The following is an 18,155-nucleotide window of genomic DNA, read 5'->3' as shown; positions in this document are numbered from 1 at the left end:
CCGTCACACCTTGGCGATGCTGACCCGCACGCCGTCGCCGATCGCCGATTCCTCCGGCAGCTCGTCGGTCCCGACGAACGCGAAGTCGGTGGCGAGGATCTCACCGGCGATCAACTCCGCGTGCGTGCGCGCCCACGGTTCCTTGTCGGCGGGTACGGCCATGACGACCGCGATGCGGTCGGAGACGTCCAGGCCCGTCGCCTTGCGCAGGTCCTGCAGCTCCCGGATCCGGTCCTTGGCCCAGCCTTCGGCCTCGAGCTCCTCGGTGAGGGTGCCGTCGAGCACCACCAGACCCGCGCCGTCGGGCATCGCCGCGGTCCACTCCGGGTCGGCGGCCACCAGCCGGGAGGTGAACTCCTCGGGCAGCAGCACCGCCGGGCCGGCCGTCAGCGTGCCGTCCGCGTTGAGCACGCCCTCCCCCGCCTTCACGGCCTTGATCGCGGCCTGCACGTCCTTGCCGATGCGGGGCCCGGCGGCGCGGGCGTTGACCGCGAGCTCGAAACGGCCGTGCGCAGCGATGTCGTCGGTGAGCTCGACGGCCTTGACGTTGAGCTCGTCGGCGATCAGGTCGCGGTAGGGCGCCAGCCGCTGCGGATCCTCAACAGCCACAGTGAGTTTCAGCAGCGGTAGGCGCACCCGCAGCTTCTTGGCCTTGCGCAGCGACGAGCCCACCGACGCGACCTCCCGCACGAGGTCCATGTCGGCGACCAACTGCGGGTCGGCGGGCAGCGAGCCCGCCTCGGGCCAGTCCGTCAGGTGCACCGAGCGCTCGCCGGTCAGGTCCCGCCAGATCCGCTCGGTGGTCAGCGGCAGCAGCGGCGCGGCCAGCCGGCTCGTCACCTCCAGCACGGTGTGCAGCGTGTCGATCGCGTCGCGGTCCTCCTCCCAGAAGCGCGAACGCGACCGGCGCACATACCAGTTCGTCAGCGCCTCGGTGAACTGCCGCAGCTGGTCGCACGCCACCGAGATGTCGCAGACATCCAGGGATTCGGTCAGCTCGTCGCGCAGCGCGGCGAGCTTGGCCAGGATGTAGCGGTCCAGCACGTGGGTGGAGTCGGTGCGCCACGTCCCCTTCTGCGGGGCGTAGAGCGCCAGGAAGGCGTACGCGTTCCACAGCGGGAGCAGCACCTGCCGGACCCCCTCGCGGATGCCCTGCTCGGTGACCACGAGGTTGCCGCCGCGCAGGATCGGCGAGGCCATCAGGAACCAGCGCATCGCGTCGGATCCGTCCCGGTCGAACACCTCGGTGACGTCGGGATAGTTGCGCAGCGACTTGCTCATCTTCTGGCCGTCGTTGCCCAGCACGATGCCGTGGCTGACGCACGTCCGGAAGGCCGGGCGGTCGAACAGCGCGGTCGCCAGGACGTGCAGCGTGTAGAACCAGCCGCGGGTCTGGCCGATGTACTCGACGATGAAGTCGCCGGGGAAGTGCGACTCGAACCAGTCCTGGTTCTCGAAGGGATAGTGCACCTGCCCGTAGGGCATCGAGCCCGAGTCGAACCAGACGTCGAACACGTCCTCGATGCGCCGCATCGTCGAGCGGCCGGTCGGATCGTCGGGATTGGGCCGGGTCAGCTCGTCGATGTAGGGCCGGTGCAGGTTGTCCGGACGCACCCCGAAGTCGCGTTCGAGCTCGTCGAGGCTGCCGTATACATCGACTCTCGGATAGGCCGGGTCATCGGACTTCCACACCGGAATCGGGCTGCCCCAGTACCGGTTCCGCGAGATCGACCAGTCGCGGGCGCCGGCCAGCCACTTGCCGAACTGACCGTCCTTGACGTGTTCGGGGTACCAGGTGATCTGCTGGTTCAGCTCGACCATGCGGTCGCGGATCTCGGTGACCTTGATGAACCACGAGGACACCGCCCGGTAGATCAACGGGTTCCGGCAGCGCCAGCAGTGCGGGTAGGAGTGCTCGTAGCTGTCGTGGCGCAGCAGCACCGCGCCGTTGATGCCCGCGGATCCGGTGCCGTTTTTGAGATCACGGATGATCTGTGGGTTCGCGTCGAACACGTGCTGTCCGGCGTAGTCGGGCACGGTCGCGTCGAAGCGGCCCCGGGCGTCGACGGGGGTGACGGCTTCGATCCCGCCGGCCGTGGCGGTCGCCATGTCGTCCTCGCCGTAGGCCGGGGACATGTGCACCAGGCCGGTGCCGTCCTCGGTGCTGACGAAGTCGCCCGGCAGCACGCGGAAAGCGTTGGGCGAGTCCATGAAGTACGGGAACGGCGGGGCGTAGGTGACGTCCAGGAGTTCCCGGCCGGGGTAGGTGGCCACCACGGCGGGCTCGTCGCCGAGCTCGCGGGCGTAGGCGCCCAGCCGTGCCTCGGCAAGAATGTAGCGCCGGCCGTCATGCTCGACCACCACGTAGCTGACGTCCGGATTCACGGCCACCGCCTGGTTGGACGGCAACGTCCACGGCGTCGTGGTCCAGATCAGCAGGTGGGCCCCGACGAGGTCGGCGCGTGGACCGCCGACGATCCGGAACCCGACCGTGAGCGCGGGATCCTGGCGGCTCTGATAGACGTCGTCGTCCATCCGCAGCTCGTGGCTGGACAGCGGCGTCTCGTCATTCCAGCAGTACGGCAGCACCCGGTAGCCCTCATAGGCCAGGCCCTTGTCCCACAGCTGCTTGAACGCCCACAGCACCGACTCCATGAAGCCGATGTCGAGGGTCTTGTAGTCGTTGTCGAAGTCCACCCAGCGGGCCTGGCGGGTGACATAGCTGCGCCACTCGCCGGTGTACTTGAGCACCGACGCACGGCAGGCGTCGTTGAACTTCTCGATGCCGAGTTCCTCGATCTGCGCCTTGCCGGTGATGGCGAGCTGGCGCTGCACCTCGAGTTCGGCGGGCAGTCCGTGGGTGTCCCAGCCGAACCGCCGGTCGACCTTGTATCCGCGCATGGTGCGGTAGCGCGGCACGATGTCCTTCACGTAGCCGGTCAACAGGTGGCCGTAGTGGGGCAGGCCGTTGGCGAACGGCGGGCCGTCGTAGAACACGTACTCGGGGGCGCCCTCGCGATGGGCGATGCTCGCGCGGAACGTGTCGTCGCGGTCCCAGTAGTCGAGGACCTCGAGCTCGAGGTTCGGGAAGTCGGGCGATCCACTCGCCGGCTTGGGGTAGGCGCTCACGGCGTCTGTTCTCCTGTGCCAGGTTCCAGGCACGGGGACGACGCCGCGCTTCGCGCGAGCACCGCGGTACCACCCCGCTTGCGTACCTGCGGTACGCCGCTCATTCGCAGGCTGTGACGGGCCCACCCGTTCGGGTCTAGTGAGCACGCGCTGCGTGCCGTTCTTCCGAAGGCTCCCCGGTGATGGCCGGATCGGCGCCCGTGGCCCACAGTCTAGCGGGCCGGGAGACGCTACAGCGGTGCGCCGGCGTCCGAGGTGATCTCGATCAGGGCCAGGGGGAACTGCTCGGCCATCTCCTCGACGGAGTAGCCGTCCAGCCGCGCCGCGTCGTAGGCCCACTGCAGGTGCAGCATGCCGTCGATGCGCAGCACCCGCAGCTCGAGGGCCGCGGTTCCCGCGGTGTCGTCATCGGCGACTGGGGCGATCGTCAGCGCGATCTCCGCGGGGGCGCCGTGGTGAGCCGACGCCGCGGCGAGCGCGTTGTGGGCACCCTGCAGCATCTCGCTGGGCCCCATGGGCCAGGAGGCGGCGCACAGCAGCGAGACGGGGCGGGACTGCCGCTGCCGCCCCGTGCGGACGTCGACGGCGACCGCGCCCTCGCCGCGGGTCCGTCCGAAGGTGCGGCCCAGCGCCGCCAGCAGGATCTCCTCGGGCTGCACGCCGAGCCACTCGGCGGCGCCGTCGATCTCCTCGGCCAATTCGCTCGATGGAGCGGTGGTGCATCGGGCCCGCTGCGCCCCCGAACACGGCGCCGCAGCGCGATCGAACACCTCCAGCGCTATCGGCGCGGAATTGACGAAAGTGTGCTTGACCTCGTCAGGCAGGTAAGGAGCGACCATGCAGCTAACCGTACAGGGGTTGTCCCAGATTTGGGAGACTGCTCCCAAAACTGTGACGGCCGTGTCAATTAAGAATGTGTTATCTGTTTGCCGGCGGGGGCTGACCAGAACCGGCGCACGGTTTACAGTGGTCAGGTGCCCAGGACGGACGAGAACGGCAGACAGCTCAAAGCCCTGCTCGACTATCTCCTCGACGGGGAGATCGATGCGAAAGACATCTACGACGCCCTCGGCACGTCCAGCAGTACCTATTACCGGCGCATCAAGGAGCCGGACTACCCCAACGCCGAGGAGCTGCGGCGGGTGGCGGACCGGTTCGATCTGAGCTACCCGGATCTGCAGATCCAGTTCGGCCTGATGACCCGGCAGGAAGTCTTCAGTTACGTCGAGTCCGCGCGTGCGGCGGTGGCGACCCGGCAGAAGACGGCGCAGGCGCCGGTCCGACGCATCCCGCGGTTGTCCGAGCTGACGCCGCGGCTGGACGCTCCGCCGCTGTAGATCGGTCCGCTCATGGCCCTGGCAACACTCATCGCCATCACGCTGCTGTGCATCGCGTGGAGCCTCTGGATCCGGCGTGTCACCTGGTCGTGCCGCTGGGAGGTGGCCGCCACCCTCAACATCGCCCTGCAGGGCGTCGCGGTCCTGCTGATGTCACCGTGGGCCTCGGAGACCGTCGGCCACTGGCTGTATGGGCTCACCGGCAAGTGGAACCTCGAGGACTACCTCGGCCACGACGCGTACATCGTCGCCGCGTCGGCCATCGTCTACAACACCCTCGGCCGGCTCGAGGCCGATCATGCGATGCATCAACGGTTCAAACAGTTCGTCGAGCGCCCCGCCACGCTGTGCATTCCGCTGCTGCTCGCCGCGTTCTGGCTCGGCAACGGCGCCACGGTGTACCGCCGGGACTTCTTCGAGGTGCCGACCGACTTCTGGCTGAACATGTACTGGCTGCTGCTGTGCGGCATGTTGATCTATCTGCTCGCCTACGGGTCGCGGGCCCTGCTGATCCTGCGCAGCGATCCCCGGTCACGACGCATCGCGAACACCTACCTGTTGGCCTCGGCGATGGGCGTGATCGCGTGCGTCGTGCGCATCGTCACCGCCTTCGTCCCCCCACTGCAGACCGTGGCGGGAAGCATCCTGGTGTGGATCTTCGCCTGTGCCTGCGGCGCCGGGTTCGCGCTGACGTCGGCGCACTCGTGGCGGATCAGGACCAAGTGGTTCACCCGGGCCCGGACCTGACGACAGCGCCGTGGTCGGCCGACGTCGACCAGGGTTCCTACGCCGGACATCCCGGTCTGCTGTACCGGCACGGCCCCCGAACGTTCTCCGAGCTGATCGCCGGAACGCGCCGCTGGACCGACCGCGACTTCCTGGTCCACGGCGAGCGCCGCATCTCCTATGCGAACTTCCGCGCAGCGCTGCCGCGAGCGGTCGAGCAGCTGACCGCCCGCGGCATCGGCGTCGGCGACCGCGTGATGGTGTTCGGCTACAACAGCCCGGAATGGGTGCTCGCCCTGTGGTCGCTCTGGCTGAGCGGCGCTGTCCCGGTTCTCGGCAACCGCTGGTGGTCCCGCGCCGAGGTCGCTCACGCCACCACGCTGCTGGACCTGCGCCACATCCTGACCGACACCGCCGTCGACGCGCCCACCGCCACCAGTGACCTCACCGAGCTGGCCGACGCGTTCACCGGCGCGGGAGCCGACGGGGAGCTCGCGTCGGCGGAACGCGGCCGCGACGACGTGGCACTGGTGCTGTTCACCTCGGGCAGCTCCGGCATGCCCAAGGCCGTGCAGCTGTCCCGCCGCTCGGTGATCGCCAACCAGCAGAACATCTTCGCCCGCAGCGGCAGGCAGCCGCACCGGCTGGCGCCGGACTCCCCCGCGGTGGTCAGCCTCGCGAGCACACCGATGTTCCACATCGGAGGTTGCTCCTCGCTGCTGACCCATTTCCTGACCGGCGGCCGGATCGTGCTGACGCAGGGGCGGTTCGACGCGGGCGCGGTGATGGCGCTGATCGAGGCCGAACGGGTCGCGGTGTGGGGCGCGGTGCCGACGATGGCCGTGCGCGTGCTCGAACACCCCGACTTCGGCTCCTACGATCTGACCAGCCTGCGGTCCTGGCCGTTGGGCGGCGCTCCGGTCAGCCCGCATCTGCTGCAGCGGATACGGACCGCGCTGCCGAACCTGGCCACCCGGGGGCTGAGCAACACCTGGGGCATGACCGAGGCCGGCGGTTTCCTGACCGTCGCCGACGGGCGCGACCTGCTCGAGCGCCCCGGGACCGTCGGCCGGCCGTATCCGGTCGTCGAGGTCCGGATCGACCGGCCCGACGCCGACGGCGTCGGCGAGGTGCTGGCCCGTTCCCCCACCGTGATGCTCGGCTACGCCGGGCGTGATGACGGCACCGTCGACGGCGAGGGCTGGCTGCACAGCGGCGACCTCGGCCACCTCGACGACGACGGCTACCTCTACATCGACGGCCGCAGCAAGGACATGGTCATCCGGGGCGGTGAGAACATCGCGTGCCCGCAGGTCGAAGCCGCGCTGACATCTCACCCGGCGGTCGTGGAGGCGGCGGTCTTCGGTATCCCCCACCCCGACCTCGGCGAGGAACTGGCGGCGGTGGTCGTCTATCGCGAGGGCGCCGAGCCGCCCGCGGTCGACGCGCTCCGCGAGCACCTGTCCGACACGGTCGCGTCGTTCGCGGTGCCGACCAGCTGGCACCTCACCGACAACCCGCTGCCGACGCTCGCGGGCGAGAAAGTCGACAAGAAGACACTTGCGGCCGAGTTCGGCAAATCCTGATCCGCGGCAGGACACGGAAGCCGCTCCGGCGGCGGGTCCTATCCACTGAGCGAAATCGGCGATACCATGGCCCCGGCGTGGGACGGGGAATGGTTGCTTCCGCTTCGGCGCCGGGCGACGGAGTGGACCGCAACCGCAGTGTTCAGCAAACAGCACTGACCCGAGTCGCCACTCTTCGAACCGAGGTGGGTGCTACATCGCCTGCGCGGTGACGTCGGCGAACGGCGCACCGAAGTCCGGCACCCGGCGGTAGCCGTTTCTGCGGGCCAGCGCGGCCCCGCGGCGGATCAGCGCCGCGGTGGTGACGAAGCCGGCCTGGTCGCTGACCACGAACGGGGTCAACAACCGGTTGTGCACGAAGCTGAACGCCAGTCCCCGGTCCGGATCGGCCCACCCCAGCGACCCGCCGAGACCCACGTGCCCGAAGCCGGGCAGTACCCCCGGCAGCGGCAGCCCGTGGTAACCGAGGTGGAACGACAGCGGCATGATCATGCTGTGGTCCAGGCGCAGGCTCGGCCTGCCGACCAGGGCTGCGGCCGTCCGGCTCGACAGGAACTGGGTGTCCTCGATGCGTCCGCCGTTGGCGATCGCGCCGTACATCCGGGCCAGCGCCCGCGCGGTGGCCACCCCGTTCGCGGCCGGGATCTCACTGTCCAGCATCGGTGTGTCGCCCTGCACGAACGCCTTCACACCCGGGAAGTACATCGCGCCGAACGCCGCGGAGAACGGCAGCGCGGCCAGATGCGGCGCCACCAGGTTGAACACCGGGTTCTGCAGCCGGGTCTGCGGACCGATGATCCGGGCCGGCTGCGTCGGCGCCTGCACCGGCGGGCGACCCAGATGCAGGCCGTCGGTGTTCAGCGGCGCCGCGATCTCGCTGCGCATCAGCTCCCGCATCCCGGTTCCGGTCACGGAGCGGGCCAGCCCGGACAGCAGCCAGCCGAACGTGAACGCGTGGTAGGCGGGGCGACCGACCAGCCAGCTCGCGGGTGCCGCGGCGAGCCGCTCCTCCATGCCGAAGTGGTCCATCAGATCGGCGCCGGCGACACCGTTGAGCTGCGACAGCCCGGCGCGGTGCCGCAGCGCGTCGCGGACGGTGATCTTCGCCTTGCCGTTGGCGCCGAACTCGCGCCAGTACTCGGCGACCGGGGCGTCGTAGTCGATCAGGCCGCGGTCGGCCAGCCGGTGGATGACGGTCGCCGCCACTCCCTTGGTGGCCGAGAACACCATCGGCGCGGTGTCGGCGGTCCAGTGCCGGCGTCCCCGACGGTCCGACCAGCCGGTCCAGACGTCGACGACGGGCTCACCGTCCAGGTACACCGCCAGGGCGCCGCCGCCGAACCGGCGGTGCGGGAACATCTGCTTGAACGCCCGGACCGCCCACGCGAAGGCGGGGTCGGCAGCTCCCTGGACCCCGGGTGGGAGCGCCTCATTGCGCTCCGGATCGTTCTTGACGCCCGTCACAATGACGTGAATGTACTCCGCCGCGCGGCAAACAACCGGAGAGTTACCGATTCGTTAATCTAAAGATTTGCCCGGGCGCTCGGCGGCGTCCAGGATCTCCTGAGCAGCAAGCGCCGGCGTCAGCTCCCCGTCCCGGACCCGGCGTTCCACCTCGGCGCGGACCGCGCGCACGCCGGTGCTGGACAGCACGCGGTCGAGCACCGTGTCGCGGACCATCGACCACATCCATTCCACTTGCTGGGTGCGTCGGCGCGCCTCGAACTCCCCGGCCTCGGTGAGCACCCGGCGATGCTCGAGCACGGCGTTCCACAGCTCCTGCAGTCCGGTGCCCTCCAGCGCGCTCATGGTCAGAACCGGAGGGCGCCACAGTGTTTCACGCGGATAGAGCAAACGCAGCGCCCCGGCCAGTTCACGAGCGGCCGCCTTGGCCTCGACGGCGTGCTCGCCGTCGGCCTTGTTCACCACGACGACGTCGGCGAGCTCGAGGACGCCCTTCTTGATGCCCTGCAGCGAGTCGCCGGTGCGGGCCAGGGTCAGGAACACGAAGGTGTCGACCATGTTGGCGACCGTCACCTCGGACTGCCCCACCCCGACCGTCTCGACCAGGATGACGTCGTAGCCGGCCGCCTCGAGCAGCACGATCGTCTCGCGGGTCGCCTTCGCGACGCCCCCGAGGGTGCCCGACGTCGGCGACGGCCGGATGTAGGCGTCGGGGTGCACCGCGAGCCGGGCCATCCGCGTCTTGTCGCCGAGAATCGAGCCGCCGGTGCGGGTGGACGAGGGGTCGACGGCCAGCACCGCGACGCGATGGCCCTGGTCGATCAGCGACATCCCGAGCGCTTCGATGGTGGTGGACTTCCCGACGCCGGGGACGCCGGTGATGCCGACGTGGACCGCCTTGCCCGCGTCGGGCATCAGCTCGAGCAGCAGCTCCTGGGCCTGCTGCCGGTGATCGGCACGCGTCGACTCGACCAGCGTGATCGCCCGCGCCAGCGCGGAGCGGTCACCGCCGCGCAGTGCGGACGCCAGCTCGACCGGTCGGCTCATCTAGTCGAGGTCGTAGCCGAGGCGCTCGCCGAGCTTGCGCAGCAGCCCGATCGCGGCGTCGGCGATCACCGTGCCCGGCGGGAAGATCGCCGTCGCACCGGCGGCGTAGAGCTCGTCGAAGTCGCCGGGCGGGATCACCCCGCCGACCACGATCATGATGTCGGGGCGCCCGACCTCGGCCAACGCGTCGCGCAACGCGGGCACCAGGGTCAGGTGCCCGGCCGCGAGCGAGGACACCCCGACCACGTGGACGTCGTTGTCGGCGGCCTGGCGCGCCACCTCGTCGGGCGTGGAGAACAGTGAGCCGACGTCGACGTCGAAGCCGATGTCGGCGAAGGCGGTCGCGATCACCTTCTGTCCGCGATCGTGACCGTCCTGGCCCATTTTTGCGACGAGGATGCGCGGACGGCGGCCGTCCGCCTCGGCGAACTTCTCGACGAGTTCGGTTGCGGTACTGACGTTGCCGGCCATCCCCACCTCGTCTCGGTACACCCCGGCGATGGTCCGGATCTCGGCCTGATGGCGGCCGTACACCTTCTCCAGCGCGTCGCTGATCTCACCGACCGTAGCCTTCGCCCTGGCGGCGTCGATGGCCAGTGCCAGCAGGTTGTTGCCCAGCCCGTCCTCGCCAGCGATGCCGGAAGCTGCTGCGGCACGGGACAATTCGGCGAGTGCAGCCTGGGTTGCGGCGTCATCACGCTCACTGCGCAACCGCTCGAGTTTGGCGATCTGTTCGGCGCGGACCCTGCTGTTCTCGACCTTGAGCACCTCGATCTCGTGGTCCTCGTCGACCTGGTAGCGGTTCACGCCGATCACCGTCTGGGTCCCGGAGTCGATGCGGGCCTGGGTGCGCGCGGCGGCCTCCTCGATGCGCAGCTTCGGGATGCCCTCGCCGATCGCCTGCGCCATGCCGCCGTGCTCGGCGACCTCCCGGATGTGCTCGCGCGCCTTCTGCGCCAGCTGATGGGTCAGCCACTCCACATAGTAGGAGCCGCCCCACGGGTCGATGGGCCGGGTGGTACCCGACTCCTGGGCCAGCAGCAACTGGGTGTTGCGCGCGATGCGCGCCGAGAAGTCGGTGGGCAGCGCCAGCGCCTCGTCGAGCGCGTTGGTGTGCAGCGACTGCGTGTGCCCCTGGGTGGCGGCCATCGCCTCGACGCATGTGCGGGCCACGTTGTTGAACGCGTCCTGCGCGGTCAGCGACCAACCCGAGGTCTGCGAATGGGTGCGCAGCGAGAGCGATTTGGCGTTCTTCGCGCCGAACTCGGCGACGAGCTCGCTCCACAGCAGCCGGCCGGCCCGCAGTTTGGCGACCTCCATGAAGAAGTTCATCCCGATGCCCCAGAAGAACGACAGCCGCGGCGCGAACTTGTCGATGTCCAGCCCGGCGTCGAGGCCCGCCTTGAGGTACTCGACCCCGTCGGCCAGCGTGTAGGCCAACTCCAGATCGGCGGTCGCCCCGGCCTCCTGGATGTGGTACCCGGAGATCGAGATGCTATTGAACTTCGGCATCTTGACGCTGGTGTAGCCGAATATGTCGGAGATGATCCGCATCGACGGCTTCGGCGGATAGATGTAGGTGTTGCGGACCATGAACTCTTTGAGGATGTCGTTCTGGATGGTCCCGGCCAGCTTCTCCGGCGGCACCCCCTGCTCCTCGGCGGCGACCACGTAGAGCGCCAGGATCGGCAGCACCGCGCCGTTCATCGTCATCGACACCGACACCGTGGACAGGTCGATGCCGTCGAAGAGCTGGCGCATGTCGAGGATCGAGTCGATGGCGACTCCGGCCATGCCGACATCGCCGGCCACCCGCGGATGATCGGAGTCGTAACCGCGGTGGGTGGCCAGGTCGAACGCGACCGACAGTCCCTTCTGCCCGGCGGCGAGGTTGCGCCGGTAGAACGCATTGGATTCGGCCGCGGTGGAGAAACCGGCGTACTGCCGAATGGTCCACGGCTGGTTGACGTACATCGTCGGATACGGCCCGCGCACGAACGGCGGAAGCCCCGGCAGGCTGCCCAGCGGATAGCCCGCGGCTGCGATCTCGTCCCGGTCGGCGGCGATGTAGACGGGTTTGACGTCGATGCCCTCGGGGGTGCCCCAGTCCAGCTGATCGGCGCTGTAGCCGTGCGCGGCGGCGGCCGCGGCCACCTGCTCACCGACCTGCTCGCGCGTCGGCGCCGCGACGGTGGACCCGCCGTGCAACGGAACGTCGGCGAAACTGCCGAGTGACGTGCGGGGTTCCGTAGCGGTCATGTCATGCCCCCAATCGGGTCAGCAGATCCGACAGCACGCAGACCGCGTCGATCTTCGCGGTCACGTAGCCGTCAGGCTTCGAATCGGCTTCGGCGACCGCCTTTTCCGGCCCGGCCAGCAGGATGTGTTCGACCCCGGCGGCCCGTGCTGCGGTGACCACGTCGGCCACCTCGTCCCCGTAGCGGGCGTCGGTGCCGCAGATGAGCGCGACCTGCGCGCCGCCGGCCGCCGACACCGCGGCGCCGACACCGGCCGCGTCGAGCGGTCCGGGGTTGACGGCCTCGATACCGCCGGAGGCGAGCAGGTTCACCGCGAACGTGGCACGGATGTTGTGCTCGGCCAGCGGGCCCAGCGGCAACAGCAGGGCGGCGGGCCGGGCTCCGGTCTTGTGCAGATGGGCGTCGGAGCGATTGCGCAGCGCTTCGAAGTCCGCCGCGTAGCGGTGCACGGTGGGCAGCGGATCGCCCTGCGGGAGCGGGACTTCGGCGAGATCAGGGAACTCGTTGACACCGGTGATCGCGGTGCGCCGGTGGGCGATGTCCTCGGCGCGTCGGCCGGCGACCTCGGCGATGCGCTCACGCACGTGCTCACGCGCCGCCTCGAAACCGCCGGCGGCCTCGATCTCCTGGAAGTTCGTCCAGGCCGCATCGGCCAGCCGGGAGGTGAGGTCCTCGACGAACCAGGACCCGCCCGCCGGGTCGAGCACCTGACCCAGATGGGACTCCTCGAGCAGCAGCAGCTGGGTGTTGCGAGCGATGCGCCGGGCGAAACTGCGTGCGGTGCCGGGGAATCCGCCGTCGATGGCGACGTCGAACGGGTGCACCAGCACGGTGTCCGCGCCGCCCACGCCGGCGGCGAAGGCGGCCACCGTGGTGCGCAGCATGTTCACCCACGGATCGCGCTGGGCCATCATCGGCAGCGACGTGGCTGCGTGCAGGGTCGCCGCGCCGGCTTCGGGGGCTCCGGCCACCTCGGCCACCCGGGCCCAGAGTCGGCGCGCCGCACGCAGTTTCGCGATCGTCATGAACTGGTCGTCGTCGGCGGCGAACCGGAAGCTGATCTGCCGCAGCGCCGTGGCGGCGGGCAGGCCCGCCTCAAGCAGCGCGCGCAGGTGGGCCACCCCGGCGCCGATCGCGGCGCCGAGCTCCCACGAGGCGTTCGCCCCCAGGTCGTGCAGCGTGGGGCCGTCGACGGTGACGGTCCGGACATGCCCGTCGAAGCGGGCCGCCTTCTCGGCCACCGCGGTCACGTCGGCGAGCGACGGCGCCGGCCGCCCGGCCAGCGGGGCGGTCAGTGGATCGCCGCCCAGATCCACCGACAGGCGGGAGCACTGGTCGTCGTCGAGGCCCTCGAGCATCGCCAGCAGCGCCTCGGCGGCCGCGCGGTACACCGATCCGTCGCCGGCCACCTCCACCACGATCGGCACCAGGTCGAGGTACACCCCGTCGAGCACACGGTTCAGGTCGTCGGTCGCGATCGCGCCGTCACCGACGCGCAGGGCCAGCGCGCTGACCCCCTCGGTCAGGCTGAGCAGCACCGCCCCGTTGACCTCGGCCACGGCAGCATCACCGGAGGGGAACGCCTCGGCCACCTTCCAGCCGGACTTGACGTCGCGCAGTGCGTCACCGCCGCGCACGAACGGCCAGCTGCCGGGCAGGGCCTGCTCCGGAAGCTCATCGGCGCCGGTGTAGAGCGGCCGGATCGGGAAGCCCTCGTAGGTGTCAGAGTCCAGCAACCGCTCGGGCTCGGCACCCAGCTCGGCCGGCTCCCGCCGACTCGACTTGGCCAGCACGGCTGCCACCGCAGAGCGCCATTGGTCCACATCGGTGGGTGTCTGCACAGCCATCAGGCTAAATGATGTCCGTCACGTCGGTGTCGCGAGGTGACCGGGCCGTGCCCGTACTGTGGGGAGTCGTGAAACCCGTCGTCAGCGCGTTGCGCGCCGTGCCGGCCACGGTGCTCGCGACCCTGCGGACGGTGCCTCCCGCCCGGTTGGCGGCCATGCTGATCACGATTGTGATTCTCGTCGCAGTCGCAATTCTGGTGCCGCTGCCCACCGCGGTGCAGCTCCGCGACTGGGCGACGTCGGTCGGCCCCTGGTTCCCGCTCGCGTTTTTGGCCGCGCACGTGGTCGTCACTGTCTTCCCGTTCCCGCGAACGGCGTTCACTCTGGCGGCGGGGCTGCTGTTCGGCCCCTACCTCGGGATCCCGATCGCGGTGGTGGCGAGCACGCTGAGCGCGGTGCTCGCGGTGCTGCTCGTCCGCGCGGCGGGCTGGCAGCTCAGCAGGCTGGTCAGCCATCCGAAGGTCGACGCGCTGGACACCCGGCTGCGTGAGCGCGGCTGGGTCGCCGTGATCGCGATGCGAATGATCCCCGCGGTGCCCTTCTCGGTTCTCAACTACGCCGCCGGCGCGTCGGCGGTGCGGCTGCTGCCCTACACGCTGGCCACGATCGCGGGCCTGCTGCCCGGCACCGCCGCAGTCGTCATCCTCGGTGACGCGCTCACCGGCAACGTCAGCCCGCTGCTGTTCGTGGTGTCGCTGTGCACCGCCGCGCTGGGCGTGGCCGGCCTCATCTACGAGCTGCGGACGCATCGGCGCGCGGCGGCGGTCCCTGCACCGTCATCGTCCCGAACAGCGCCAGCAACGACGACGCCGCCGCCAGCCCCGGACTCCAATCCTTCGCCCTGATGTGCGCCCCGACGGCGAGCGTGAAGTACACCGTCAGCATGAAGGTGGTCAGCCGGGCCAGTGCCGGAAACCGGTACACCGACAGCAGCCCCACCACAGCGGCCCCTTTGACGACCGGAAGCACCGGGCGGAGTTCGTCGGGCAGGCCGACGTCGTCGAGTGCCTTGCGGACCGGTGCGATGGGACCGATGCAGGCCAGCGCGTCTCCGACCTCCATCGCGGCGAGCACCGCGTAGGTGCGTCGGGAGCCCAGCAGGCCTGCCGCACTCATCGGCTACTCCGCGGCGCCGTGCCGGGGCGCCGCCGGCGGCTGGGTGTAATCGGTCGCCGGGGGCTGGGTCTGCTGGGACAGCGGAGGGTACTGCGGCGGTGCGTCCAGCGACCCGGCCACCGGGGTGCGCGCCTCGGCGACGGCCTGCGCGACGGCCTGCGCGATCTCCGGATCGGTCTGCGTGTTGAACCACTCGGCCACCTCGGCGGAGTCGTCCTCCGGTGCGGGCAGGTCCTCCTCCACCGGGGAGGGGGTGTACCGGAAGACGCCGTCGGAGCCGGGTGCGCCGAGCATCTTGGTGAAGCCCTCCAGCGCGGAGCCGAAATCGCTGGGCACCAGCCACACCTTGTTGGCCTCCCCTTTGGCCATCTGCGGCAGCGTCTGCAGGTACTGGTAGGCCAGCATCTCGGGAGTGGGGCGGCCGCGCTTGATCGCCGCGAACGTCTTCTCGATGGCCTTCGCCTGCCCCTGCGCCTGCAGGTACTGCGCGGCGCGTTCACCCTGGGCGCGCAGCATCCGGGACTGGCGATCGGCCTCGGCGGCCAGGATCGCCGCCTGCTTGGCCCCCTCGGCGGCGAGGATCTGCGCCTGCTTCTGCCCCTCGGCCTGCTTGATCGACGCCTCCCGGTTGCCTTCCGCGGTGAGGATCATCGCGCGCTTCTCGCGGTCGGCGCGCATCTGCTTCTCCATCGAGTCCTGGATGGACGGCGGCGGATCGATGCTGCGCAGCTCCACCCGCGCCACCCGTAGGCCCCAGCGGCCGGTGGCCTCGTCGAGCACGCCGCGCAGCTGGCCGTTGATCGAGTCCCGCGAGGTCAGGGTCTGCTCGAGTGTCATGCCGCCGACGACGTTGCGCAGCGTCGTGGTGGTCAGCTGCTCGACACCCACGATGTAGTTGCTGATCTGGTAGACGGCGGCCTGCGGGTTGGTGACCTGGAAATACACCACCGTGTCGATGTTGACCGTCAGGTTGTCCTCGGTGATCACGGGTTGCGGCGGGAACGACACCACCCGCTCGCGCAGATCCACCCGCGCGCGGATCTTGTCCACGAACGGCAGCAGCAGGGTCAGCTGACCCGACACCGTCTTGCTGTAGCGGCCGAGCCGCTCGATCACCGCGGCCTCCGCCTGCGGGATCAGCGCCACCGACTTCGCGACGATGATGCTGGCGAACACCACCAGCACTCCGAGCAGGACCAGGCCTGCTACCGCACCTTCCACCGGGGACTCCTCACTCAGGCGATCTTGGACACGACCGCGGTTGCTCCGTCGATGTGCACGACGGTCACGTGGTCGCCGGGTTCGTAGACATCGTTCTCGTTGTAGGGCCGCGCCGTCCAGATCTCGCCGTCGAGCTTGACCTGACCCCCGTGCCGGGCGACCCGGTCCAGCACCAGCGCGCTCTTGCCCTCCAGCGCCCGGACCGGCTCGGGCAGCCCGGTGCCGGCGTTCATCCGGCGCCGCAGCGCCGGGCGCACCCCGACCAACAGCAGCACCGACACCACCAGGAACACCAGCCCGTCGGCCCACACCGGCCAGTCCAGCAGCGCGCTCGATCCGGCCGCCGCGAGCGCACCGCCGCTGAGCATCAGCAGGAACAGGTCGCCGGTCAGCGCCTCGGCCCCGGCCAGCGCCAGCGCTGCGATCAGCCAGATCAGCGGTACGGCCATGGCGCCAGCGTAGCGCGCAGACCCCTTCGCGAGCGGCTAACAACTACACTGCAGCCATCATGTGGTGTCCCAGTGTTTCGCTGTCGGTGTGGGCCAACTCCTGGCTGGCCGGTGCCGCTGCGCCCGACGATGTCCTGGATGCGTTATCCCAATGGACGCCAACGCATTCCGTGACCGCCTACGATTCCGTCGCCGCGCAGCGCACCGGGCTGCCGTGGCCGGATCTGGACAACGCCGGGGCGATGTCGCTGCTGCAGACGATGCGCACCGTGGCCCGCGCGGCCCAGGCGCAGCCGGCGATCGCCCTCGCGTTGCCGGTGCCCGGCGACGTCCGGGGCCTCCCGCCGGGGACCCAGTTCGGGCGCGACGCGATCGCGGCGGGTGAGGCGATCATCGTCGGCGGCACCGGCGCCGCGATCGGCATGGTCCCCGACTTCGAATACCCGGACGACTACGCGGACTCCCCCGACGGCGACGACGACGAATTCGAGCCCGAACTGTGTGGGCTGTCCTGGACGGTGTACTCACTCGACACCCTGCCGGTGACGTCCCCCGTCGATCTCGGCGAGGCCGAGTACGCGCTGCGCGACGCGGTCCGCTCGGCCGCCGACGCGCTCGGTGCGCTGCGGGCCGGAACGTCGGGCGCCGATGTCGCGGATCCGCGCAGGCTCGTCGAGCAGGTCCTCGAACCGACGCGGGCGCACCGCATTCCCGACCACGCGCCGGTGCGCGCGGTGCGGGTGCTCGAGAACGCCGCGCACGTGGACGCGATCATCACCGTCAGCTCGGGGCTGATCCCGATCGGGTTGCAGAGCTCGTCGGAGGTTCAGCTGGCCAGCGACGCGCTACGCCCGCTGGGCGGCGTGGTCCGGTCGGCGCGACTGGCCGCCGTCGACGCGATCCTGCAGTCGGCCTGGAGGACTTAGGAACTGCTGCACGCAGGCGTGCACAGTGCCCCGTTGACGGTGCACCCGTAGCCCGGCACCGGGTCGGCACCGTCGGCACGAGCGGCGGGCAACCCGCGCTGCAGTTCGTCCATCAGATCCACCGCCAGCCGCGCGAATCCGGGGCTGCTGTTGGGCGTCGACGCGCGCGCCAGGGCGATGCCCGCCTCGGCGGCCTGTTCGGCCAGTTCGGTGTCGAGATCCCACACCACCTCGATGTGGTCGGCGACGAAGCCCACCGGGCAGACGATCACCGCCTTCACCCCGTCACGCGCCAGGGCGTCGAGGTGATCGCCCACATCGGGCTCCAGCCACGGCACCTGCGGCGGGCCCGACCGGGACTGCCACACCTGGTCGAAGTCCTGATGGCCCGCGGCGGCCGCAACCAGCCGCGAAGTGTAGTCGACCTGGCGTTCGTAGAGGTCCGGGCCGCACCGCGACGCGGCGCGCAGCGGGATCGAGTGCGCGGTGAACACCAGGCGCGCCTGGGCGCGCAGCTCCTCGGGCAGCGTCGCCGCGGCGTCGCGGATCGCCTCGGCGAACATCGAGATCAGCAGTGGGTGGTCGAAGTACTGGCGGAGCTTCGTCAGCTCCGGCGCCTCCGGGCCGACGGCGGCGCGGGCGCGGGCGATGTCCTCCTGGTACTGCGTGCATCCCGAGTAGCCGCCCCACGCGGAGGTGGAGAACACCGCCGCACGACGAACACCGTTGTCGCGCATGTGCGCAACGGTGTCCTCGACGAACGGTTCCCAGTTGCGGTTGCCGAAGTAGACCGGCACCTCCATGCCGCGCCGGGCCAGCTCGGCCTCGATCTGCACGATCAGGTCGCGGTTGATCCCGTTGATCGGTGACACGCCACCGAAATGCAGATAGTGCTCGGCGACGCTGGCCAACCGCTCGCGTGGGATGCCCCTGCCGCGGGTGACGTTCTCCAGGAACGGCATCACCTGCTCGGGTCCCTCGGGTCCGCCGAAGGACAGCAGCAGCAGCGCGTCGAAATCGCCGGCCGTGGTCATTGGTTCCTCGCGCGA

Annotated in this window: 15 protein-coding genes; 5 read left to right on the top strand and 10 right to left on the bottom strand. The window is 70.1% G+C overall.

All coding sequences use genetic code 11. The features are described 5' to 3' along the window. Positions 1-3: 3 nt before the first annotated feature. Together ileS and MCHUDSM44219_RS09095 are read right to left on the bottom strand one after the other, a co-directional pair. The gene (ileS, locus tag MCHUDSM44219_RS09100) at positions 4-3,129 is read right to left on the bottom strand and encodes an isoleucine--tRNA ligase (protein WP_048417904.1); all 3,126 of its coding nucleotides are present in this window, start codon (positions 3,127-3,129) and stop codon (positions 4-6) included. A gap of 230 nt (positions 3,130-3,359) precedes the next feature. Beyond that, complete coding sequence (locus MCHUDSM44219_RS09095) at positions 3,360-3,968, bottom strand: hypothetical protein (protein WP_048417903.1); 609 nt, start codon at positions 3,966-3,968, stop codon at positions 3,360-3,362. Between the two features lie 135 nt (positions 3,969-4,103). Between MCHUDSM44219_RS09095 and MCHUDSM44219_RS09090 the strand changes: the two genes are divergently transcribed. The 3 genes from MCHUDSM44219_RS09090 to MCHUDSM44219_RS09080 are packed head-to-tail and all read left to right on the top strand — an operon-like array spanning position 4,104 to position 6,778. Beyond that, on the top strand, positions 4,104-4,466 hold the full coding sequence (locus MCHUDSM44219_RS09090; protein ID WP_048417902.1) for a hypothetical protein: 363 nt from the start codon (positions 4,104-4,106) through the stop codon (positions 4,464-4,466). A 12-nt stretch (positions 4,467-4,478) separates the two neighbouring features. Further along, complete coding sequence (locus MCHUDSM44219_RS09085; RefSeq protein ID WP_048417901.1) at positions 4,479-5,213, top strand: hypothetical protein; 735 nt, start codon at positions 4,479-4,481, stop codon at positions 5,211-5,213. Further along, a complete protein-coding gene (locus tag MCHUDSM44219_RS09080) occupies positions 5,189-6,778 on the top strand; it encodes a class I adenylate-forming enzyme family protein (RefSeq protein WP_236695406.1) in 1,590 nt (529 codons plus the stop codon). Before MCHUDSM44219_RS09085 ends, MCHUDSM44219_RS09080 begins: the two co-directional genes overlap by 25 nt. A 192-nt stretch (positions 6,779-6,970) precedes the next feature. Here MCHUDSM44219_RS09080 and lipL read toward each other — a convergent pair whose 3' ends face one another. Genes lipL through mutA form a run of 4 tightly spaced genes read right to left on the bottom strand, consistent with a single transcriptional unit; the run spans position 6,971 to position 13,394 of the window. After that, on the bottom strand, positions 6,971-8,242 hold the full coding sequence (lipL, locus tag MCHUDSM44219_RS09075) for an esterase/beta-lactamase LipL (RefSeq protein ID WP_048417900.1): 1,272 nt from the start codon (positions 8,240-8,242) through the stop codon (positions 6,971-6,973). Between the two features lie 54 nt (positions 8,243-8,296). After that, complete coding sequence (gene meaB / locus MCHUDSM44219_RS09070) at positions 8,297-9,289, bottom strand: methylmalonyl Co-A mutase-associated GTPase MeaB (RefSeq protein ID WP_048417899.1); 993 nt, start codon at positions 9,287-9,289, stop codon at positions 8,297-8,299. Continuing rightward, positions 9,290-11,548 (bottom strand): methylmalonyl-CoA mutase, encoded by a 2,259-nt coding sequence (gene scpA, locus MCHUDSM44219_RS09065; protein WP_048417898.1) that lies wholly within the window; start codon positions 11,546-11,548, stop codon positions 9,290-9,292. A 1-nt stretch (position 11,549) separates the two neighbouring features. Continuing rightward, positions 11,550-13,394, bottom strand: a complete 1,845-nt coding sequence (mutA, locus tag MCHUDSM44219_RS09060; RefSeq protein ID WP_048417897.1) for a methylmalonyl-CoA mutase small subunit — start codon at positions 13,392-13,394, stop codon at positions 11,550-11,552. 68 nt (positions 13,395-13,462) lie between these two features. Here mutA and MCHUDSM44219_RS09055 point away from each other — a divergent pair, with 68 nt between their 5' ends. After that, positions 13,463-14,239, top strand: coding sequence for a TVP38/TMEM64 family protein (locus MCHUDSM44219_RS09055; RefSeq protein WP_048418000.1), 777 nt, complete (start codon positions 13,463-13,465; stop codon positions 14,237-14,239). Here MCHUDSM44219_RS09055 and MCHUDSM44219_RS28820 read toward each other — a convergent pair. Genes MCHUDSM44219_RS28820 through MCHUDSM44219_RS09045 form a run of 3 tightly spaced genes read right to left on the bottom strand, consistent with a single transcriptional unit; the run spans position 14,121 to position 16,180 of the window. Next, positions 14,121-14,510: a DoxX family protein gene (locus MCHUDSM44219_RS28820; protein ID WP_131722300.1), complete on the bottom strand. Its 390-nt coding sequence runs from the start codon at positions 14,508-14,510 to the stop codon at positions 14,121-14,123. The genes MCHUDSM44219_RS09055 and MCHUDSM44219_RS28820 overlap by 119 nt on opposite strands. 3 nt (positions 14,511-14,513) lie before the next feature. Continuing rightward, the gene (locus tag MCHUDSM44219_RS09050) at positions 14,514-15,731 is read right to left on the bottom strand and encodes an SPFH domain-containing protein (RefSeq protein WP_048417896.1); all 1,218 of its coding nucleotides are present in this window, start codon (positions 15,729-15,731) and stop codon (positions 14,514-14,516) included. A gap of 14 nt (positions 15,732-15,745) precedes the next feature. Further along, positions 15,746-16,180: an NfeD family protein gene (locus MCHUDSM44219_RS09045; RefSeq protein ID WP_048417895.1), complete on the bottom strand. Its 435-nt coding sequence runs from the start codon at positions 16,178-16,180 to the stop codon at positions 15,746-15,748. A gap of 59 nt (positions 16,181-16,239) precedes the next feature. On the opposite strand from MCHUDSM44219_RS09045, the gene MCHUDSM44219_RS09040 reads away from it, so the two are divergent. Continuing rightward, entirely contained in the window at positions 16,240-17,106 is an 867-nt protein-coding gene (locus tag MCHUDSM44219_RS09040; protein WP_048417894.1) for an Rv1486c family protein, read from the top strand. Here MCHUDSM44219_RS09040 and MCHUDSM44219_RS09035 read toward each other — a convergent pair. Then, on the bottom strand, positions 17,103-18,140 hold the full coding sequence (locus MCHUDSM44219_RS09035) for a ferrochelatase (protein WP_048417893.1): 1,038 nt from the start codon (positions 18,138-18,140) through the stop codon (positions 17,103-17,105). The genes MCHUDSM44219_RS09040 and MCHUDSM44219_RS09035 overlap by 4 nt on opposite strands. Positions 18,141-18,155 lie beyond the last annotated feature (15 nt).

It is taken from the genome of Mycolicibacterium chubuense, assembly GCF_001044255.1.
GTDB classification, from domain to species: Bacteria; Actinomycetota; Actinomycetes; order Mycobacteriales; family Mycobacteriaceae; genus Mycobacterium; species Mycobacterium chubuense.
The sequence above is the reverse complement of the archived record's forward strand: the minus strand, read 5'-3'. Positions and strand labels throughout refer to the sequence as shown.